The sequence below is a fragment of the Streptomyces aculeolatus genome (assembly GCF_020400605.1).
Lineage (GTDB): Bacteria > Actinomycetota > Actinomycetes > Streptomycetales > Streptomycetaceae > Streptomyces > Streptomyces aculeolatus.
Genome location: NZ_JAINRD010000011.1, coordinates 125644 through 146498 on the forward strand (window position 1 = coordinate 125644; position 20855 = coordinate 146498).

16 protein-coding genes are annotated in these 20855 nt (G+C 75.4%); 7 read left to right on the forward strand and 9 right to left on the reverse strand.

The window, feature by feature from the left end; all coding sequences use genetic code 11:
- Positions 1–213: 213 nt before the first annotated feature.
- The 4 genes from LG396_RS19900 to LG396_RS19915 form a co-directional block, all read right to left on the reverse strand.
- Entirely contained in the window at positions 214–957 is a 744-nt protein-coding gene (locus LG396_RS19900) for a ThuA domain-containing protein (RefSeq protein WP_372483538.1), read from the reverse strand.
- A gap of 83 nt (positions 958–1040) precedes the next feature.
- A complete protein-coding gene (locus LG396_RS19905; RefSeq protein ID WP_225795788.1) occupies positions 1041–3272 on the reverse strand; it encodes a PQQ-dependent sugar dehydrogenase in 2232 nt (743 codons plus the stop codon).
- Between the two features lie 381 nt (positions 3273–3653).
- On the reverse strand, positions 3654–4742 hold the full coding sequence (locus LG396_RS19910; protein WP_225795789.1) for a Zn-dependent alcohol dehydrogenase: 1089 nt from the start codon (positions 4740–4742) through the stop codon (positions 3654–3656).
- An 89-nt stretch (positions 4743–4831) separates the two neighbouring features.
- The gene (locus LG396_RS19915; RefSeq protein WP_225795790.1) at positions 4832–6250 is read right to left on the reverse strand and encodes an aldehyde dehydrogenase family protein; all 1419 of its coding nucleotides are present in this window, start codon (positions 6248–6250) and stop codon (positions 4832–4834) included.
- 183 nt (positions 6251–6433) lie between these two features.
- On the opposite strand from LG396_RS19915, the gene hmgA reads away from it, so the two are divergent.
- Both hmgA and LG396_RS19925 read left to right on the forward strand, forming a co-directional pair.
- Positions 6434–7834 (forward strand): homogentisate 1,2-dioxygenase, encoded by a 1401-nt coding sequence (hmgA, locus tag LG396_RS19920; RefSeq protein WP_225795791.1) that lies wholly within the window; start codon positions 6434–6436, stop codon positions 7832–7834.
- Entirely contained in the window at positions 7831–8583 is a 753-nt protein-coding gene (locus LG396_RS19925; RefSeq protein ID WP_225795792.1) for a GntR family transcriptional regulator, read from the forward strand. The genes hmgA and LG396_RS19925 overlap by 4 nt, the downstream gene beginning before the upstream one ends.
- A 17-nt stretch (positions 8584–8600) precedes the next feature.
- Here the strand turns inward: LG396_RS19925 and LG396_RS19930 are convergent, their stop codons facing one another.
- On the reverse strand, positions 8601–9485 hold the full coding sequence (locus LG396_RS19930; RefSeq protein ID WP_225795793.1) for an aldo/keto reductase: 885 nt from the start codon (positions 9483–9485) through the stop codon (positions 8601–8603).
- A gap of 137 nt (positions 9486–9622) precedes the next feature.
- On the opposite strand from LG396_RS19930, the gene LG396_RS19935 reads away from it, so the two are divergent.
- The 3 genes from LG396_RS19935 to fxsT all read left to right on the forward strand — a co-directional run bounded on the left by LG396_RS19935 (position 9623) and on the right by fxsT (position 13847).
- Complete coding sequence (locus LG396_RS19935) at positions 9623–10972, forward strand: type ISP restriction/modification enzyme (RefSeq protein WP_225795794.1); 1350 nt, start codon at positions 9623–9625, stop codon at positions 10970–10972.
- Between the two features lie 125 nt (positions 10973–11097).
- Positions 11098–11547 (forward strand): hypothetical protein, encoded by a 450-nt coding sequence (locus LG396_RS19940; RefSeq protein ID WP_225795795.1) that lies wholly within the window; start codon positions 11098–11100, stop codon positions 11545–11547.
- A 167-nt stretch (positions 11548–11714) separates the two neighbouring features.
- Positions 11715–13847, forward strand: a complete 2133-nt coding sequence (gene fxsT / locus LG396_RS19945) for an FxSxx-COOH system tetratricopeptide repeat protein (RefSeq protein WP_225795796.1) — start codon at positions 11715–11717, stop codon at positions 13845–13847.
- A 65-nt stretch (positions 13848–13912) separates the two neighbouring features.
- Here fxsT and LG396_RS19950 read toward each other — a convergent pair whose 3' ends face one another.
- Both LG396_RS19950 and LG396_RS19955 read right to left on the reverse strand, forming a co-directional pair.
- On the reverse strand, positions 13913–15466 hold the full coding sequence (locus tag LG396_RS19950; protein WP_225795797.1) for a S8 family serine peptidase: 1554 nt from the start codon (positions 15464–15466) through the stop codon (positions 13913–13915).
- A gap of 78 nt (positions 15467–15544) precedes the next feature.
- A complete protein-coding gene (locus LG396_RS19955) occupies positions 15545–16303 on the reverse strand; it encodes a TetR/AcrR family transcriptional regulator C-terminal domain-containing protein (RefSeq protein ID WP_225795798.1) in 759 nt (252 codons plus the stop codon).
- A gap of 68 nt (positions 16304–16371) precedes the next feature.
- On the opposite strand from LG396_RS19955, the gene LG396_RS19960 reads away from it, so the two are divergent.
- Positions 16372–17340 carry an ATP-binding cassette domain-containing protein gene (locus LG396_RS19960; protein ID WP_225795799.1) on the forward strand — a complete coding sequence of 323 codons (969 nt, stop codon included), beginning with the start codon at positions 16372–16374 and terminating at the stop codon, positions 17338–17340.
- The gene (locus LG396_RS19965; protein WP_018844598.1) at positions 17337–18134 is read left to right on the forward strand and encodes an ABC transporter permease; all 798 of its coding nucleotides are present in this window, start codon (positions 17337–17339) and stop codon (positions 18132–18134) included. Before LG396_RS19960 ends, LG396_RS19965 begins: the two co-directional genes overlap by 4 nt.
- A 107-nt stretch (positions 18135–18241) precedes the next feature.
- Here LG396_RS19965 and LG396_RS19970 read toward each other — a convergent pair whose 3' ends face one another.
- Positions 18242–18508: a hypothetical protein gene (locus tag LG396_RS19970; RefSeq protein WP_026276363.1), complete on the reverse strand. Its 267-nt coding sequence runs from the start codon at positions 18506–18508 to the stop codon at positions 18242–18244.
- Between the two features lie 239 nt (positions 18509–18747).
- Positions 18748–20778, reverse strand: a complete 2031-nt coding sequence (locus tag LG396_RS19975; protein WP_225795800.1) for a transcriptional regulator — start codon at positions 20776–20778, stop codon at positions 18748–18750.
- Positions 20779–20855 lie beyond the last annotated feature (77 nt).

Sequence of the window (20855 nt, forward strand, 5' to 3'; positions counted from 1 at the left end):
GACGCGCTCCGGCGGTGAGGCCGGGGACCGCGACCCCACCCCCCGCTCCCGGCTCCCGGCCGCCACCGGAACGGACCAGGTGCCCGGCCGGGAGTGGCCGGGCACCTGGGGTCGGCGACGGGTGGTTCGGCGTGCCGCCCGGTCGCCGGGCCGGCCCGGGGGCCGGTCCGTCGTCGCCGCCCCTCGCGGCGACGACGGGTCCTCTGGGCGGGGTCAGCCGCAGTCGGCCTCTATCGCGCCCGCCGACCAGCGGACGCCGCCGAGGAGGTGGCGTACGAAGTCCGGCTCCGCGTACGACTCGGCGGTGTGACCGCCGCCGGTGTAGAACGACCGGCCGCCCTCGTACTCCTGGCACCAGGCGATGGGGTGGTCCTCCCCCATCTGCCCGCCGTCGTAGGTCGACTCGTCGAGCGTGGCCAGCACGTGCGCGGTGTCGCGTGCGTTGGCCCGGTAGTCGTACCACTCGTCGTTGCGGACCCACTGGTCGTCCAGGTGCGCGGTGGCGTCGTGCGCGTGGTCCTCCACGTTCACCGTGGCCTGCTGGATCGCCGGGTGGGAGGCGAACCAGGCGCCGACCAGCTCGCCGTAGAACGGCCAGTCGTACTCGGTGTCGGCGGCGGCGTGGATGCCCATGTAGCCGCCGCCGCCCTTGATGTAGCCCTCGAACGCCGTCTGCTGGGTCGCGTCGAGCACGTCGCCCGTGGTGTGCAGGAAGACGACCGTCTCGTACTGCGACAGGTTCTCCCCGGTGAACGCGCCGGCGTCCTCCGTGGCCGTGACGGTGAAGTCGTTCTCTGTGCCCAGCCGGGTGAGCGCCGCGACCCCCTCGTCGATCGAGTCGTGCCGGAAGCCGGCCGTCTTGGAGAAGACCAGCACGTCGAAGGGGGCGGCGTCGGCGCCCGCGGCTGCCGCCGCCTCCCGCGCCTCCGGCGCCGGGGCCGCGTTCGCCCCGGTCATCGGCAGCGCAGCCACGGCACCGAGCAGCGCGCACGCGGCGGCCGGGATGGCGAGGCGCTTGGCCCGCCGCTTCGTCTTGTCGGTCACTGTTCGCCTCCGGAGCCGAGGGTGAAGGAGTCGACGGTGAAGGGCGCGTCTCCCGCGCCCGTGAAGACCAGGTGCAGCGTCGTGGTCTCCGCCGGCGCGTCGGCCAGCGTGGTGGTCACGTCCTCGTACGTGTCCGCGTCCCCGGTCGCCGGCACGTCGACGGTGCCGAGCAGCGCGCCGTCCGGTGCGTCGGCGCGTACCTCGATGGCCCCGCCGGCCGCCTCCGCGGCCACGCGGGCGGTGAAGTCGCCGTCCTCGACCAGGTACGGGGTGAACGCGACCCAGTCGCCGTCGTCGATGCCGCCGGCCCGGGCGCCGCCCTCCGCCGCCCCGGACTGCTCGACCTCGACGCCCTCGGTGGTCTTGAAGTGCTCCGCCTGCCGGTGGCGGGGCTGCGCGAGGTGCTGGTCGGTGACGGTCGTGCCGTCCGCGGCGGTGTACTTGGCGGTGAAGACGCCGAAGATGTTGGCGCTCACGTCGTGCCCGCCGTCCTGGGGCGTCTGGAGGATGCCGGAACAGCCCGAGGCGGACGCGAGGTGGTGGGCGTGCGAGTCGTGGCCGAGCAGGTAGTCGAGCGTCACCTTCGCGCAGTCGACCTCGCCGCCGTCGGGGTCGGTCACCTCGATCTCGAACGGCACGGCGTCGCCGAACTCGAAGAGCTGCCCGTCGCCGGGGAGCTTCAGCTCCACCGACGCCGCGCTCGCGGCCTTCGGCGTGCCGCTGTCCGCGCCGCCGGCCTTCACGACCTTCGGCTCCTCGCCGGCCGCGGCGCCGCCTGCCTGGCCCGCCGGTACGTGCTCGATGCGGTAGAGCGCGCTGGAGTCGTCGCCGCTGCCGAAGCCGGTGCCGTAGTCCAGGACGTACAGCGCCCCGTCGGGCCCGAAGGCCATGTCCATCACCTGGGTGCCGGACCAGGGGAAGTCGTTGATGGACTGGACCCCGCCGGAGCCGTCGACCTTGATGTTCTTGATCCAGCGGCGGCCGAACTCGCCGGCGAAGTAGTCCCCGTCGAACTCCTCGGGGAACTTCACGGCCGAGTCGAGGCCGGCGTCGTAGTTGTAGACGGGGCCGCCCATCGGGGACTCGGAGCCGTTGCCGAACTCGGGGACGGAGTTGCCGTCGTAGGGGATCCACGCGGCCTGGGCCGGCGGCAGCTCGGTCAGGCCGGTGTTGTGCGGCGAGTTGTTGACGGGCGCGCCGCAGTCGTAGGTGCCGCCGGAGGAGCCGTTGCCGAAGTCGTACTCGACGTAGGCGTCGTTGTCGCCGGTGCAGTACGGCCAGCCGAAGTTGCCCGGCTCGCTGATGCGGTTGAACTCGACCTGGCCGCCGGGCCCGCGGGTGGCGCTCGCGGTGCCGGCGTCGGGGCCGTAGTCGCCGAGGTAGACGACTCCGGTGGCCTTGTCGACGCTCATCCGGAACGGGTTGCGGAAGCCCATGGCGTAGATCTCGGGCCTGGTCTTCTCCGTGCCGGGCGCGAAGAGGTTGCCGGCGGGGATGTCGTACGAGCCGTCCGCGTTGACCTTGATCCGCAGCACCTTGCCGCGCAGGTCGTTGGTGTTCGCCGAGCTGCGCTGGGCGTCGAACGCCGGGTTCCGGTCGGCGCGTTCGTCGATGGGCGTGTAGCCGTCGGAGGCGAACGGGTTGGTGTCGTCGCCGGTGGACAGGTAGAGGTTGCCCTCGGCGTCGAAGTCGATGTCGCCGCCGACGTGGCAGCACTGGCCTCGGGAGGTCGGGACCTCCAGGACGGTGACCTCGCTGCCCAGGTCCAGCGTGCCGTTCTCGCCCAGGACGAACCGCGAGAGGCGGTTGACGCCGTCGAAGGGCGCGAAGTCGGCGGGGCTGCCCGTCTCGGGGGCGCCGCCGCCGGGGGTGTCGAGGGGCGGGGCGTAGAAGAGGTAGACGAAGCGGTTGGACGCGAAGTCCGGGTCGGCGGCGACGCCTTGCAGGCCTTCCTCGTCGTTGGTGTAGACGGGGAGCCTGCCCGCGACGCTGGTGTCGCCGTTGGCGTTGGTCAGGCGCAGCGTGCCGTCGCGCGCGGTGTGCAGCACCGACCGGTCGGGCAGTACGGCCAGCGACATGGGCTCGCCCATGTCGGGTACGCCCTTGGCGAGTTCGACCTGCCGGAACTCCGCCGCCGCGGCCTTCGGCGGCGCGGCGGTGGCCGACTGCGTGACCGTGAGGGCGACCACGCCCGATGTCACGAGCAGGCCGCCCGACAATGCGGCCATGACCTTTCTGAGTTTCCTGTGCACGCGTTTCCTCCGGGGAGAGGGTCGGTGGGGGGTTGCACAGGCGCGCGCCGTCGCGCCCCGGGGCGGCGTCGTCCGATGGAGGGGGGTGACGTCGCCGCCCCGGCTGACCGGTCCGCAACAAGTTAACTTCTTTTCGTCACCCTGGGAACTGCTTCGACTCAACCGCAAACAAACTTTATCCACCAAGAGTCCAAAGACCGGAGGGAGTTGGCAGAAACCCGTTCCCGGTCCTTTCTTGTCTCCAAGAAGTGAAGACATGGGCGTTGTCGCAGTTTGATCGTCAGGGCACTTTCTTTCCGCGCGCCGACACGGCCGTCAAGTAATCCGGCTGACCGGTGCGCGGACGGCGGCGGACGCTCAGAACACCACGAGCGCCCGTCCCCCGCGTCCCGCGAGCATCGCGTCGAACGCCGCCGGGATGCCGTCGAGCCCGATGCGCGCGGTGACGAGCCCGCCGAGGTCCAGCTCCCCGGCGCGTACGTGCGCGGCGATGGCGGGCAGGTCGCGGGCCGGGTCGCTGTTGCCGTAGACGCAGCCGGAGAGCGTGCGGCCGAAGTAGAAGAGTTCCAGCGCGGAGAACGACACCCGGTCCTCCTGCCCGCCGATGCCGACGACCGTGGTCCGGCCGCCGCGCCGCGTGCTGGACCAGGCGGTGCGTATCGACTCCGCCCGGCCGGCGCACTCGATCGCCACGTCGGCGCCGACCCCCGCCGTCAGCGAGCGGATCCGCTTCGCGGTGTCGCGCTCCCCGCCGGGCGCCGCGAGGACGAAGTCGGTGGCGCCCGCGGCGCGGGCCAGCTCCTCCTTCGCCGGCGACACGTCCACCGCCACGAGCGGCCCGGCGCCCGCGATCCTGGCGGCCTGGAGCACGGCGAGCCCGACGCCGCCGGCGCCGAAGACGGCGACCGACTCCCCGGCCCGTACCGCCGCGGCGTGGTGCACGGCGCCCCAGCCGGTGAGCACGGCGCAGCCGAGGAGCGCGGCGTCGGTGAGCGGCACCCCTGCGGGCAGTGGCAGCACCGCGTGCGCGGGGACGACGGTCTCCTCGGCGAAGGCGGCGGTGCCCAGGCCCGGGTAGAGGCCGGCGCCGTCGAGGCTGGCGTACGGCTCGGCCGCGGCGGCACCGGCGGCGGCGCACAGCCACGGCTCGCCGAGCCCGCAGTAGTGGCAGGTGCCGCAGGACGGCGCCCAGTTGAGCACCACCTCGTCGCCGGGGGCCACGCCGGTGACGTCGTCGCCGACGGCGACGACGGTGCCGGCGCCCTCGTGGCCGAGCACCGCGGGGACGGGCTGGCGCAGGGTGCCGTTGGCGAGGGAGAGGTCGGAGTGGCAGACGCCGGCGGCGGCGAGCCGGACACGCACGTGCCCCGGGCCGGGGGCGGGGACGTCGATGTCGGCGAGTTCGAGCGGGGAGCCGATCGCGGACAGGACGGCGGCGCGGGTCATCGGGGGCTCCGTATCTCGGGGGCGGGTGAGGGCGGGTGCGCGGGGCGAGGCGCGGCGGCCGGGGCCGGGGCCGGGGGGCGTACGTGCGGTCAGAACTGCAGCGACTTGGTGTGCAGGAACTCCGCGAGCCCGGCCACCCCCAGCTCGCGGCCGATGCCGGACTGCTTGTGGCCGCCGAACGGCGCCAGGATGTCGAACTTCCCGCCGTTGACGGTGACCGTCCCGGTCTCCATCCGCCGCGCGAACGCCGCCGCCGTCGACTCGTCGCCCGCCCACACGGCGCCGGCGAGGCCGTAGACCGTGCCGTTGGCGATGCGCAGGGCGTCGTCCTCGTCCTCGTACGGCATGATCGCCAGCACCGGCCCGAAGACCTCCTCCTGCGCGACGGCCATCTCGGGGGTGACGTCGGCGAAGACGGTGGGCCGGACGAAGTAGCCGCGCTCGTGCCCCGCCGGGGCCTCGGGCCCGCCCGCGAGCAGCTCGGCGCCCTCCGCGGCGGCCCGCTCGATGTGGCCGCGGACGCGGTCGCGCTGGGCGGCGCTGACGAGGGGCCCGAGGCGGGTGGCCGGGTCGCGGGGGTCGCCGGGGGCGTACTTGGCCGCGGCGGTGGCGGCGAGGGCGAGCGCCTCGTCGTACGCGCCGCGGTGGACGAGCATCCGGGTCCAGGCGTTGCAGGTCTGGCCGGAGTTGGCCATGACGTTGGCGACGCCCACGCTGACGGCCCTGGCGAGGTCGGCGCCCGGCAGGATGACGTTCGCGGACTTGCCGCCCAGTTCCAGCGCCACGGGCTTGACCGCCGCGCCCGCCGCCGCGGCGACGCTCCGCCCGACGGCGGTGGAGCCGGTGAACGACAGGAGGTCGGTGCCGGGGTGCTCCACCAGTGCCCGGCCGGCCTCGGCGCCGTGGCCGGTGACGACATTGAGGACTCCCGGCGGGAAGCCCGCCGCGGCCACGGCCTCGGCGAAGAGCCGGGCGACCAGCGGGGTGTTCTCCGCGGGCTTGAGCACCACCGTGCAGCCGGCGGCGAGCGCCGGGGCGGCCTTGGCGACGATCTGGTGCAGCGGGTAGTTCCACGGCGTGATCGCGCCGACGACGCCCACGGGCTCGTGCAGGACGGTGGAGTTGCCGGCCTTCTCCTCGTACGGGTACGAGGCGCCGATCCGCGCGTACGAGGCGGAGACAGCGACCGGCACCGCGGCGTGCACCTTCCGGCTGAACGTCAGCGGTGCGCCCAGCTCGGCGGTGACCGTCGCGGCGACCTCCTCCGCCCGGGCGGCCAGCGCCTCGCTGAGCGCCCCGACGCGCGCGGCGCGCTCGGCGGGCGGGGTGGCCGCCCAGCCGGGGAACGCGGCGCGGGCGGCGCCGACGGCGGCGTCCACGTCGGCGGCGGTGCCGGCCGGGACGGTGGCGATGACCTGCTCGTCGGCGGGGTCGACGACCTCGATGACGCCGTCGCCAGCGGCGGGCTGCCAGCGGCCGTCGAGGAACATGCCGTCGTGGGCCTGCATCGGTACGTCTCCCGTGGGTCGGCGGCGTGCGTACGGCACCAAACTAGCGCCGGTAGTTTTCGGCGCCCAGGGCGCCGGGGCGTGCGGTGGGTCACGCGCGCCGGGTGGCGCCGCCGGCGTCCGCCTGAGACCATTCCTATGGTTCTCCATAGGAATGGTGACGGGAAGGCGGGCGGTACCACCATGACCAGCAGCGCAGAGCAGGCACGCGGCGAGCACGCCGACGCCGCGCAGGCGAGCGCCGAGCGCGCGCGCAAGACCGCCGAAGGGCTGACGTACCTCTCCGGCTTCGGCAACCAGCACAGCACCGAGGCCGTCCCCGGCGCCCTGCCCACCGGCCGCAACTCCCCGCAGCGCGCCCCCCTCGGGCTCTACGCCGAGCAGTTGTCCGGCTCCGCGTTCACCGAGCCCCGCGCCCACAACCGGCGCTCCTGGCTCTACCGCATCCGCCCCTCGGCCGCCCACCCCCGCTTCGTCCGCACCGGCAACGGGGCGGTGCGCACCGCCCCGTTCACCGAGGCGGCCCCCGACCCCAACCGGCTCCGCTGGAACCCGCTGCCGGAGCCCGCGCCCGGCACCGACTTCCTGGCCGGCCTGTGGACCCTCGGCGGCAACGGCGACGCCGCCCAGCGCACCGGCATGGCCATCCACCTCTACGCCGCCAACGCGCCCATGACCCGCGTCTTCTCCGACGCCGACGGCGAACTCCTCGTCGTCCCCGAACGCGGCGGCCTGCTGCTGCGCACCGAACTCGGGCTGCTGCGCGCCGAGCCGGGGCACGTCGCGCTCATCCCCCGCGGCGTCCGCTTCCGCGTCGAGCCGCTGACCGCGGGCACCACGGTGCGCGGCTACGTCTGCGAGAACTACGGCAGCCCCTTCGTCCTCCCCGACCTCGGCCCCATCGGCGCCAACGGCCTGGCCAACCCCCGGGACTTCCTCGCCCCGGTGGCGGCGTACGAGGAGACGGCGGGCCCGGTCGAGGTCGTCAACAAGTTCTGCGGCAACCTCTGGAAGGCCACGTACGACCACTCCCCGCTCGACGTCGTCGCCTGGCACGGCAACCACGTCCCGTACGTCTACGACCTGCACCGCTTCAACGTCATCGGCAGCATCAGCTACGACCACCCCGACCCGTCCATCTTCACCGTCCTCACCTCCCCCTCCGACACCCCGGGGCTCGCGGGCGTCGACTTCGTCGTCTTCGCGCCGCGCTGGCTCGTCGGCGAGGACACCTTCCGGCCGCCGTACTTCCACCGGAACGTGATGAGCGAGTACATGGGCCTGGTCGAGGGCGCGTACGACGCGAAGGCCGAGGGCTTCGTGCCCGGCGGCGGCTCCCTGCACAACATGATGTCCGCGCACGGCCCCGACCAGGAGACCTTCGACCGGGCCTCGGCGGCCGAGCTGAAGCCGCAGAAGATCGACGACGGGCTGGCGTTCATGTTCGAGACGCGCTGGCCGGTCACGCTCACGCCGCAGGCGCGGGACGCGGACCACCTCCAGGACGGCTACGACGACGTATGGCGGGGGCTGCGGCAAGCAGGGGGTCTGGGGGGCTCCCCCAGAGGGCACAGCAGGGCATGACCGGCCTCTTCGCGCCCGACTTTCTCCAGCTCAACCGCAAGCTGCCGCTGTGGTACCAGGTGTCGCAGTCCCTGCGCGCCTCCATCCTCGGCCGGCCGCAGGACGCGCCGCTGCGGCTGCCGACGGAGGAACGGCTCGCCGAGCACTACGGCGTCAGCGTGCTCACCCTCCGCCAGGCCCTCAAGGAGCTGGAGGAGGAGGGCCTGATCACGCGCCACCGCCGCCGCGGCACCTTCATCGAGGCGACGGCCCGGAGCACCGCCCCCGTCCGGCTGCTGGGCTCGGTCGACGCGATCGTCGCCCAGCAGTCCGGCGACCGCACGACGCTCCTCGCCCACGGCCCCGCCCCGGTCCCCGCGGACCTCGCCGATTACTTCCCGGACCTGGGCGAGGCCATGGCGTACCGGCGCCTGCGCCACGACGGCGCCACCGGCGAGGCCACCAACTGGGCCGTCAACACCGTCCGTCCGGAGGCCGCCGCCCGCATCGACCCGGCGGATCTGGAGCGCTGGCCGATGACGAAGGTCCTGCGCGACCGGGCGGGCATCCGCATCGCCCGCATCACGGACACCGTCACCGCGACCCTGGCCGACCCGGAGACGGTCGAGCTGCTGGGTGTCCCACTGCTCAGCCCGATCCTGCACTACACGGGCGTCTCGTACGACGACGGCGGCAGGGTCGTGGACGTGGCCCGGATCCGCTACCGGGGCGACCGGTTCTCGTTCAGCGTGACGCTGGAGGCCCCCTAGGGTGCCCGGAGCCGCGTTCAGCCCAGGAGGCGTGCCTCCTCGTCGGTGAGCCGGACCGCGGCCGCGGCGACGTTCTCCACGAGGTGGTCGGGATTGCCGGTGCCGGGGATGGCGAGGACGTGCGGGCCCTGGTGGAGGGTCCACGCCAGGCGGATCTGCGCGGGGGTCAGGCCGCGGGCGCGGGCGGCGGCGCGGACCTCCTCCGCCTCCGTACCCGAGGGGCCCGCCTCCCGGCCCTCGCCCGCGATGGCGAAGAACGGCACGTAGGCGATGCCCTGTTCGCCGCAGGTGTGCAGCAGGTCCCGCTCCTCGGCGGCGGCGCCGACGCCGAAGGCGTTCTGGACGCAGACCACCGGGGCGATCGTCCGGGCCTCGGCGAGCTGGCCGGCGCTGACGTTGGAGACGCCGAGGTGGCGCACGAGGCCGGCCGTGCGGCACTCCGCGAGGGCGCCGAAATGGTCGGCCAGGGAGCCGTCCGCGCGCCTGCGGCTGGGCGGGAGGCGGAGGTTGACGAGGTCGAGGTGGTCGCGGCCGAGCTGGCGCAGGTTCTCCTCGACCTGCCCGCGGATCTGCTCGGGCTCGGCCCACCCCCACGCGCCCGACGGGTCGCGGCCCGCCCAGACCTTGGTGGCGATGACGAGGTCGTCGGGGTACGGGGCGAGGGCGGAGTTGATCAGTTCGTTGGCGGACCGGCGGGCGGAGAAGTAGAAGGCGGCGGTGTCGATGTGGTTGACGCCGAGTTCGACGGCGCGGCGCAGCACGGTGCGGGCGCGCGCCCGGCCGCCCGCGTCCGGCTCCGCCGCGGCGGGCAGGCGCATGGCGCCGAAGCCCAGGCGGCGGACGGAGAGGTCGCCGAGCCGCCAGGTGCCGGCGGCGTCCGCGGTGATCGTTGAGGAGGACATCAGCGGAGTCTGGCACGGGTGGTCCGGATGCGGTGGCGCCGGTGGTGTCGCACCGGGATCGTAGGATGCGAAGCGCCCTGCGGGCGGCCCGGCAGGCAGTCGGACGGGCGGCTCCGGCAGCGAGGGGAGGACGGGGCATGGGTGGTTCGGCGGACAGCGGCCCGGCCGTGGCGGAGGCCGCCGTAGCGCAGGCCCCCGCGGCGGAGGCCGCGCCCGCGGCGGACGAGGGGGTGCGGGGACGGGCCGAGGGCCCGCCCGTCGCCGGCGACGCCGCCCCGCTGCTCGCCGATCTGATGCCCTGGAGCGTCGCCCCGCTGCGGCTCGGCCGGGGGTGGGTCATGGGGCCCGACGCGGCGTCGCTGCGGGCGCGGTGGGACGCGCTCGTACGGGCCGAAGGCGCCGAGCGGGACGAGCTGTTCCGGCCGACCCGGGCGCGGACGACGCACAGCGCCGTGGCGCAGCTGCCCGGCCGGGCCGCCGGGACCGGGCGGCTGGCCCGCGAGGCGGGGCCGTGTCCCGAGCCGGTACGGGTGCTGCACGGGGCGTACGACCGGCGGTGGTTGATCCCCGACAACCGGCTGCTGGACGCCGCCCGGCCGGAGTTGTGGCGCGTCGCGGACGACCGGCAGCTCTTCGCCGTCGAGGCCGGGTACGTCCCGCAGGCGGCGGGCGGACCAGGCGGGCTCGCCGTGGTCGCGTCCGCGCTGCTGCCGGACGGGCGGTCGCCCGCCGGGCGGCCGGGACGGATCAGGCCGCTGTACCGGCGGCCCCGGGGGCGGGAGCCCAACGTCGCGCCGCGGCTGCTGCGCTGGCTCGGCCGGCGGCTGGGCGGGAAGGTCGCGCCGGAGGACCTGTTCGCCTGGGCGCTGGCCGCCGGGCGGGCCACCCCGCGCGGCTGCGCGGTGCCGCTGACCGCCGACGCGGAGGAGTGGCGGGCCGGCGTGGCGCGGGGGCGGCGGCTGCTGGAGGTGCAGCTCCGCGGCGCCCGCGGGGGCGGCAGGCCCCGGCTCCCGGGCGGGCGGCGCCCGTACGTACGGGCGGCGCTACCGGCCAGGCCCGCGGACGTGTCGTACGACCCGGAGGAGGAGGCGCTGCTCCTCGGCGAGGGGCGCATCTCGCCGGTGCCGCGGGAGGCCTGGGAGTTCACGGAGGGCGGCGTGCCGGTGCTGGAGCAGTGGATCGCCGCGCGGGTGGAGCCCGGGGAGCCGGGGACGCTGGCGGCGATCCGGCCGGGGGCGTGGCCGCAGGAGTGGACGTCGGAACTGCTGGAGCTGATCACGGTTCTGGCGCTGCTCGCGGAGGCGGCGGGTCCGGACACGGACCGGGACGCGGGTCGGGACGCGGGTCCGGACGCGTCCGGCGCGGAGATCACGGCGGCCGAGCTGCGCGAGGCGGGCATCCTCCCCGCCCCCGCCTCGGCCCGCCGCCCCGCGTCGGTACTGGACCACCGCGAGGAGGGCCCGGAGGGACAGTACGCCTTGATCTGAGCCCCCGGCCGTACCCGGAGTGTCCAGATACACGCTGTCGCGTCGTGCGACGCGTGGGCTACCTTCCGTGAGGACCGTGGAACTCGGTGGGGAGGTGCGTGGTGCTGGACCAGGCGTTGACGCTCTTGGCCGCATCGGGAGGCGCAGCAGTGGTGTCGGCCGCGGGCACGGACGCCTGGGGCGCCCTGCGCGGGGCGGTGGCCAGCTGGCTCGGCCGCGGCGATACGCACCGGGAAAGAGCCGAGCTGGCACGCCTGGACCGGACTGCTGCCGCTCTCGAAGCCGTCGGCGAGCAGGCGGAGGCGGAGCGTGCCCGGCAGCGCGCCGCCTGGCAGGCGCACGTCGAGGGCGCTCTGGCGTCGCTCGCCGGCCGCGAGCAGCTGGCGGCGGCCGGGGAACTGCGCCGGATTCTCGCCGAGCACGGTCACCCGGGCGGGGTCTCCGCCGGTCCGGGGGGAGTCGCCGCGGGCGGGGACGTGACCGTACGGGCCGAGGGAGGGTCGGTGGCGGCCGGCTCCATCCAGGGCGGAGTCCATCTCGGCCCCCCTTCCCCACCGGCTCCGGACCAGGGCTGACCGGACCGGTTGAGGAAGGCCCGGGCACGGCCCGGAACCCCGGCTCCGGCGGGGTCACGGTCCATGCGCAGCACAACAGCATCGCCGTCGGCTACCTGGCCGGTGACCTCCGCCTGAGCACCGGAGCCGCCGCGCTGTCCTCCTTCACCTGGCCGCACCAGGTGGGAGTGATCCCCCGCCGGGCCGACTGCTTCCAGGACCGCGCGGTCTCCCGGGAACTGGACCGTGCGGTGGCGGACGGCGGGACGGTGGTGCTCTACCAGGTACTCACCGGGATGGGCGGTGTGGGCAAGACGCAACTCGCCGCCCAGTACGCGCGCGACACCTGGGACCGGCAGGAGGCCGACCTGCTGGTCTGGATCACCGCCGCGTCCCGCTCGGCCATCGTCACCGGATACGCACAGGCTGCCGGCGAGATCCTCGGTGCCGATCCCGCGGCACCCGAGACGGCCGCGCGCGCCTTCCTCGCCTGGCTGGAGCCGAGGTCCGGCCCGGAGAAGCGGCGTTGGCTCGTCGTACTCGACGACCTCGCCAACCCGGCCGATCTCCGGGGCCTGTGGCCCCCGGCCGGCCCGCTCGGCCGGACCCTGATCACCACCCGCCGCCGTGAGGCGGCGCTCACCCGCGGGCGTAAGGTCGTCGACGTGGGCCTGTACACGCCGGACGAGGCGCGCGCCTATCTCACCGAGGCGCTGGCCGACAGCGGGCGCCACGAACCTCCCGACCAGGTGGCCGCCCTCGCCGGCGAACTCGGCCATCTACCGCTCGCCCTGGCCCAGGCGGCCGCCTACCTCTCCGACACCGGTCTCGGCATCGCCGCGTACCGGGAGAGGCTGGCCGAACGCGCCCTGCGCGACCTGCTGCCGGACTCCTCCGCCCTGCCCGACGACTATCCGGAGCCCGTCTGGGCCGCCTGGGCCCTCTCCGTCGACCGTGCCGACCGGCTTCCCCCCGCCGGCCTCGCCCGCCCCCTCCTCGAACTCGCGGCCCTGCTGGACCCCAACGGCATCCCCGCCGCCGTCCTCGGCGACGCGGCCGTCCGCACCGGGCTGAGCCGGGCCGCGGGCCGTCCGGAGACCACGGGGTCCGTGGGGGCGGACGAGGTGGAGGGGGCGCTGCACGTACTGCACCGCCTGAGTCTCGTCGACTACGCTCCTGACCACCCTCACCAGGCCGTTCGCGTGCACCAGCTCATCCAGCGCGCCACTCGCGAAGGTCTCGCCGACGCGCGCCTGGCCGAGTCGGCGCGGACCGCCGGCGACGCTCTCGTCGCCGCGTGGCCGGAGGTCGAACGCGACACGGCCCTCGCCCAGGCCCTGCGGGCGAACGCGGCAGCCCTCACCGAGTGCGCGCCGCACGCCCTGCACAGCGGCGGTGCGGACGGCTTCCATCCCGTGCTGCTGCGCACCGGGCGGAGCCTCGGCGACAGCGGTCAGGTCACCGCCGCCGTCTCGTATTTCGCCCAGCTCATCGAAGCCGCCGACGACCGTCTGAGCCGGGAGCACCCCGACACCTTCGCCTTCCGTCAGAACCACGCCTACTGGCGCGGTCAGGCCGGAGACCCGGCGGGTGCCACCGCGGCCTACGCGGAACTCCTCACCGACCAGTTGCGCGTCCTGGGGCCCGAACACCCCGAGACCCTCATCACCCGGCACCACCGTGCCCGATGGCACGGCGAGGCCGGGGATCCGGCCGGCGCGGCCGAAGCCTTCGCGGAACTCGTCGCCGACCAGTTGCGCGTCCTGGGACCCGACGATACGGAGTGCCTGATCTCGCGGCACAACCTCGCTCGCTGGCGCGGCAACTCCGGTGACCCGGCCGGTGCGGCGGAAGCCTTCGCGGAACTCGTCGAGGACCAGTTGCGGGTCCTGGGGCCCGACCATCTCTACACGCTCTCCGCCCGCACCAACCTGGCCCGCTGGCGCGGGGAAGCAGGCGATCCGGAAGGCGCGGTGGTCGCGCTCACGGGAGTGCTCGCCGACCAGACGCGCGTCCTCGGTCCCGATCACGGCCATACCCTCATCACCCGTCATCACCTCGCCCGCTGGCGCGGGAAGGCCGGCGACCCGGCCGGCGCGGTCCGGGCCTTCACGGAACTCGCCGCCGACCGCCTGCGGGTGCTGGGCCCCGACCACCCGCAGACCTTCGCGACGCGCCACTCCCTCGCCAGTGGTGCGCGGAGGCCGGTGACACCGCCGGAGCGGAGGCCGCACTCGCGGAACTGCTCGCGGACGAGATGCGCGTCCTGGGTCCCGAGCACCCCTATACGATCCGGACCCGGCGGAGCTTCGACGAGCTGAAGCAGCGCCGCACGGGCACCGGTCCGGGCTGAGACGGCCGCCCGCGAGCAGGGAGTCGAGGAGGGCTAGCGGCGTACCGCGTCGAGGGCGTCGGCGATGCCCGCGCCGTAGAAGCCGTTGCGGCGGTCGTCGCCCTCGCAGACGGCGTTCTCGACGCCGTCGCCGTCCGGGTCGTAGACCTCGGGGCAGCCGGGGTTGTCGGCCTGGGCGGCCAGGAGGGCGCTCAGCTTCGCCGGAGAGGCGTACGGGTGCGTGCTCTTGAGGAGGGCGGCGACGCCGGAGACCTGGGCGGTGGCCGCGGAGGTGCCGGGCCCGGAGGCGTAGGTGCCGCCGGGCCAGGTGGACAGGACGTACGGGTCCTTCGACGGGGTGTCGGGGATCTGGTAGTCGTCGCCGCCGGGGGCGGCGACGTCGATCGCGCCGAGGCCGTAGTCGGAGTGGTCGGACTTGAGGCCCTCCGAGCCGACGGACGCGGCGCTGAGGACGCCGGGCAGCATGTGCGGCAGCACGGGGCACTCCGCCGGGTCGACGGTGCGGTCGGCCGGGGTGCCGTCGGTGGGGCTCTCGGCGTCGGTGAACGCCGGGTCGGCGAGGTCGCGGCTGCCGTTGCCGGCGGCGGCGACCTGGAGCACGCCCTCGCCGGTGGCGTGGCGGCCGGCGCGGGAGACGGCGTCCAGGATGGCCCGCTGGTCGGGGTCGTCGGCGCAGACGAAGTGCCACGGGTCCATGGAGAAGCTCATGTTGGCGATGTCGATGCCGTGGTCGGCCGCGAAGACGAGCGCGCAGACGGCCGATTCGGCGTAGATGTAGCCGCCGCCGGGGGCCGACGTTCGGATGGAGGCGACCGTCACGTCCGGGGCGACGCCGGCGACGCCGATGCCGTTGCGCGGGGCGGCGATCTGCCCGGCGACCCAGGTGCCGTGGCCGGCTGAGGCCCCTTCCGGGTCCGGGCGCCAGGCACCGGGGGTGGTGTCGGCGACGCCGTCGACGCAGTCGGCGGACTGCGCGGCGGAGAAGTTCGCGGCGAGGTCGGGGTGGGTGTCGTCGACGCCGTTGTCGAGGACACCGACGGTGACGTCGGGGCTGCCGGTGGCGAGGGCATGCGCCCGGTCGGCGCGGACGACGCGCAGGGACCACTGGTCGGCTTCCAGCGGCTCGGGCGGCACGGTACGGGCACGGGCTCCGGCGGACGCGGCACCGGCCGACGCGGCGCCCGCGGCCCCGCGGTCCTCGTACGCCCTGAACCGCCCCTCCCGCGGGCCCTGTTCCGGTTCCGCCGCCGTGCTCCGCAGCGGCGCGGCGCGCGTGGCGCCCGCGGACTGCACGCCGGGCACCGCGCGCAGCCGGTCGCCGAAGTCCGCGTCCGCGGCGTGCGCGACGGTCACGCCGATCTCCGGGTACGTGGCCACGACGGTGCCGCCGGCGTCGGCGGCCGCGGCCTCGACCCGCTCCAGAGTGGCCGGGTCGGTGGCGCTGTTGACGACGTACGACAGCGGCTCGCCCGGCGCGGCGGCCGGTCCCGGCGGGCCGCCCGTCGCGGCGGCGCCGGGCACGAGCCCGATCGCGGCGGTCGCGGCGAGGCCGAGCGGCAGGGCGAGCAGGCGCCGGGAAAGATACATGGCAGGGGAACGTAATCCCCGGGCGGGACGGCTTTCAAGAGGGCTGCGGGCACCGGACGGCGATGGGGCAGAAGCCTGTCAGGCCGTCCCGCCGCCCGACGCCTCGAAGCCGTCGAGCACCCGCCCCAGCATCCGCCCGAACGCCTCCTCGTAGTCCCCCGGCTCCGCCGCCCGCGCCAGCACGGCGGCCAGGTGCGGATACTTCCCCGTCCCCAACTCCCCCGCCAGATAGGCCCCCCGGACCGCCTGCTCCTCCGCCTCGCTCCACGGCAGCGCCCGGGCCCGCTCGGCGAGGGCGATCTCGAACGTCACGTAGCTGGTCACCGATGCCGTGACCATCGCGAGAAGCTCCATCTTCGTGCCCGGCGGCACGTCCAGGCCCTCCAGGGCGGCGAGGAACCGGTCGAGGTAGGCGAGCGCGTGGGGCGTGAACCCGTACGCGGCGCTCGCGGTGAGCCGCGGCAGCCAGGGGTGCCGGCGCATCAGGTCCCGCGACTGCTCCGCCAGCGCCAGCACGTCGGCGCGCCAGTCGCCGGTGAGCGGCGCCGACAGGTCGTACTCGGCGCTGGCCGCGTCGACCATCAGCTCGTGCAGGTCCTCCTTGCGCGGCACGTAGTTGTAGAGCGACATGGTGCCGCTGCCGATCTCGGCGGCGACGCGGCGCATCGAGACCGCGTCGAGACCGTCCGCGTCGGCGATGCGGACCGCGGCGGCGGCGATCGCTGCGCGGCTGTGCGCGGGGCGCGGGCCGCGGCCGGCGCGCTCGGGGCGGGTCCAGATCACCTCGGGCGACGCGCCGCGCGCCTCGCCGTCGGCGGCTCGTCCGCTCGCTGCCATCGCTGCTTCCTCCGGGCCTTCGGTTGCCGGTTTACGTACAGCGTACTGAGTCGGTTATGCTCGGCCGCATGACAACTACGTACGCTGTACTTAGTGAGGCGCTGGAGAAGCGCTACGGCGACGTCCACGCCCTGCGCGGCCTCGACCTCGCCATCCCCGAGGGCACCGTCTGCGGCCTCCTCGGCCCGAACGGCGCCGGCAAGACCACCGCCGTGCGCGTGCTCACCACGCTCGTCGCGCCGGACGGCGGCAGCGCGCAGGTCGCGGGGCACGACGTCGCCGCCGAGGGGGCCGCCGTGCGCCGGGCCATAGGCGTCACCGGGCAGGCCACGTCCGTGGACGACGACCTGTCGGGGCGCGAGAACCTCCGCCTCTTCGCCCGCCTGCTGCGGCTGCGCGGGGCCGCGGGGCAGGCGCGGGCGGACGAGCTGCTGGAGCGGTTCGGCCTCGCGGAGGCCGCCGACCGGCCGGCCCGTACGTACTCCGGCGGCATGCGGCGGCGCCTCGACCTGGCGGCGAGCCTGCTGTCCCGGCCGCAGGTGCTCTTCCTGGACGAGCCGACCACCGGGCTCGACCCGGCCAGCCGCGAGCAGATCTGGGCGGCGGTGCGCGAGCTGGCGGCGGCCGGCACGACGGTGCTGCTGACGACGCAGTACCTGGAGGAGGCGGACCGGCTGGCGGACTCGGTGGTGGTCGTCGACCACGGCCGGGCGGCCGTCACCGGCACGCCGGACGAGCTGAAGCGGCGCGTGGGCGCGTACGCGGAGGTGGTGGTGGCCGAGGAGGCGGCGCTCGCCGCGGCGGCCGTCGTGCTCGGGCCGCTGACCGGCGGCGAACCGCGGCTGGACGCGGAGCGGCGCGCGGTCGGGGCCGCGGCGTACGACCCGGGGCTGACCCTGCCGCGGGTGGTACGCGAGCTGGACAAGGCGGGCGTGCCCGTGGTCGACGCGACCCTGCGCAGGCCGACGCTGGACGAGGTCTTCCTCCGGCTCACGGGGGCGGACGACGCCGGGACCGCGAAGGAGGAGGCGGCATGAACGACCTCGCGTACGACGGCATGGCCATGGTCGGCCGGCAGTTGCAGCGCGCGCGGCGCAACCCCGCGCTGCTCGTCATCACCCAGGTGATGCCGCTGACGCTGCTGCTCTTCTTCGGCTACGTCTTCGGCAACTCCGTCTCACTCCCCGGCGGCGCCGACTACCGCACGTACATCGTCCCCGGCCTCTTCGCCACCACGGCCGCCGGCGGCCTGGTCACCGGCATGCTGCAGGCCGCCGTCGACACCGGCCGCGGGGTGACGGAGCGCTTCCGGGCGCTGCCGATCAGCCGGGCCGCGCTGCCGCTGGGGCAGGCCGTGGCGGACGTGCTGCTGTTCACGGCCGGGCTGGTGCCGCTGGTCGCGGTCGGCTACGCCGTGGGCTGGCGCAACGACGGCGGCGCGGCGGCGACGGCGGGCGCGCTGGGGCTGCTGCTCCTGCTGCGGTTCGCCTCGGTGTGGATCGGGGTCCACCTCGGGATGGTGGTCGGGAACGAGGAGGCGGCGGGGCAGCTGGCGAGCACCACGTTCATGCTCCAACTGCTGTCCAACGCCTACGTCCCGACGTACGGCATGCCGGGATGGCTGCGGGCGGTGGTGGAGTGGAACCCGCTCAGCGCGTACGTCACGGCCGTCCGGGACCTGACGGGCAGCGCGCCGCCGGGGCTGGACGACGCGCCGGGCGCGGCGTGGCCGATGACGCATCCGGTGGCGGCGGCGCTGGGCTGGTCGGTGCTGCTGCTGGCGGTGTTCGTACCGCTGGCGGTACGGCGCAGCGCGCGGGGCCGGGGCTGAGACGCACCGCTACCGGTCTGCGGGTGGGGGTTCGTACGAACGCGGGCAGCGATCGGGGCGGGCGCGGCATGCCGGGTCGCCGCGCCCGCCCCGATACGTGCTGTCTGTCAGCTCCGGCGGTTGCCGAAGAGGGTGCGCCGCAGCTTCCGCAGCGGTGCGAAGAGGGAAACGCGCGCCATACGGCCCGGCTTCGCGGCCCTGTCCTCGCGGGCGGTCAGCTCGCGCATCAGCATGGTGGCGCTGTCCGCGTCCCCCTGGGGGACGGCGGGTCCGCCGAGCACGGCTAGATGCCGGTCGACACGCGCCCGCGACGCCGTGCTCCCGCAGTTGATCGCAGGAACTCGCGCCTTGCCGCGCATTGCTATCTGGTCCATGACTCTCCCCACCCTTACGAGGGCTCCCGGCCCGGGCAGGCTAACCCTATCGTCTGCCCGCGTCACATGCGCATCCCCCACGCTGGAATCCTCCCCAATTCCGGCCCCAGAACGCGGTCTTGACCTGGAGAACCGTTTCATCTGGCCGGATTCCGCTCCTCGCCGGTGGCTCACCTTCCGCTTCTTCCGCTTCCTCCCGGTCCGGCTCCCGGTCGGGCTTTCCGTCCGGTCCCGGCGGTCTACTGCGCCGGTGCGGCGGGCTCGTCAGCGGCGTCGTCGGTCGGCCACGTGTACCAGGAGCCGTCGAGGGTGTCGTAGTCGTAGAGGGGGCGGTCCTTGATGCCGCTGGTGCGGAACGGGGCGCCCTGGTCGTCGATGCGGACGACGCCGGAGTCGGTACCGGTGCTCCACTCGACCTCCAGGTACCAGCGGACGTCGTGGTCCTCGGCGTCGGCGCGGACGAGGAGGGACAGCGGATCGTCGGGGGTGACCCGGTACGGCAGCGCCGGGGGGTCCCACTTCCCCGTGGAGTCGCCGCCCTGCCGGGGCTTGAGAACGGGGCGGGGCATGTCGAGGTCGACGCTGTACGCCGCCTCGGTGACCTCGCCGCCGCAGCCGGACGACATCGCGAACGCGCTCCACGGCAGCGGCGCGCCGCTCGCGGTCTTGCGCACGTGGACGGCGGTGACGGTCACCGGCTCGCCGCCGCGGGGCTCGATGGCGGCCTCGATGTTCGTCCTGCCTCCGTGGACGGCGCCCTGGCTGGCGGCCCACGTCTCGGCGTCCTGCGCCATCGGCGGGGGCGGCACGTCACCGGGGGACTTGTCGACGAGGTAGCGGTGGTCGCAGCCGAACTCCCAGACGTGCGAACGCACCGACCACGCAAGGGGGTTGCGGGCGGCGGGCTCGGCCTCGTCCTCCTGGGCGGTGCCCCCTCCCTCGCGGGGCGTCGCGGGCTCGCCGTCCTGCTCCGCGCCACCGCCGGCGGGCGAGGGCTTACGCCGCTCCGACGGCTCGGCGCTCTCCTCCTTCTCCGTCGTCTCGCCTCCCTGCGCGCGGCCGCCGCCCCGGCTCCCGTCGGCCACGACCCCGCTCTCGCGCCCCTCACCGCCGCCGGCCCGGCCTTCGCCGCCGGACCCGCTGGAGGTGGCCACGAAGGCGACCAGCGCGGTGGCGGTGGCCACGGCGGCAACGGGCAGGCCCACCCGCAGCCGGCGGCTGCGGAGCGCGGCGGCGGACTTCGGGCGGCCCGGGGGCCCGGCGCCACGCGCGGCGGGGAGCACCCGCGCCCACCGGGGGCGGCGGGCCCCGGCAGCGGTCCGGGTGCCGCCGGAGGGGGCGGCGTCGCCGGAGGACTGGGCTCCAGGGGAGGACGCGGCGCCATCGGAGCAGGCGCCCTCGCCGGAAGTGGGGGTGCTGTCGGGGGCAGGATCACCGGCAGCGCCCCGCGCGGCACGGCCGGAGGACTCCCCCGCGGCGACCGCGTGCGCGGCGGAGGTGCGGGGCGCCTCACCGGCACCCCCGGCCCCGGTCGGCTGCGCACCGGAGGCTGTCGTGTCGTCCGCGGCGTCCGCACGTGCGGCCGGGCCGCCGGAGGCGTCGGCCGCAGGCGACTGCGCACCGGAGTCGGCAGCGGCCTCGCCACCGTGCCCGCCGCCACCGCCGGAGGCGGGGGTCCGTGCCGCCGCGGTCGCGGCGGAGCCGCGGGCCGGGCGTCCCGTACCCGCTTCTGGACTCCCGCCCGCCGCAGGCGCGTCGGCGGTGGTCCCCTTCCCGGCACCGGCGGCGCCGTCCGCCGCACCGGACCGGCCGCGCACGCCGCCGCGTCCAGCGGCCGCGCCGCCGCGTGCCGCCTCGCCGCTGCCCCGTACGCCCGGACCGGGAGCCCGCGTCGTGCCGGTCGGCCGGCCGTTCGTTCCCCCGCGGGCCGTGCCCGCCGCGGGCGTTCCGCTTTTCGGGGGCCTCGCGCCCCGGCCGGGCGGGCGCGGCTCGTCTCCCGCCGCCCACGACGGAGTCGCCCCGCGGCGGGTGCCGTGCGCGCGGTGCCAGCGGCGGTGGAGCTCCACCAGCTCCTCCGGCGTCGCGCCGCACAGGCGCGCGAAGCGCTCCGCCGGGGCGTAGCTCGACGGGACCGCGTCGCCGTTGCAGTAGCGGTGGAGGGTCGACGTACTCACGTGGAGGCGGGTCGCCAGCGAGCCGTAGCTGCGTCCCGAGCGCTGCTTCAACTCGCGCAGCAGCGCCGCGAATTTCTCCGTCGCCGCGTCCCTCACGTCCTGCCCCCCGTTCCGACCCGTTCCACCCTAGTCCCGTTTGCGCTGGTGGGTGGTCGGATTCCCGTTCCAGCTTC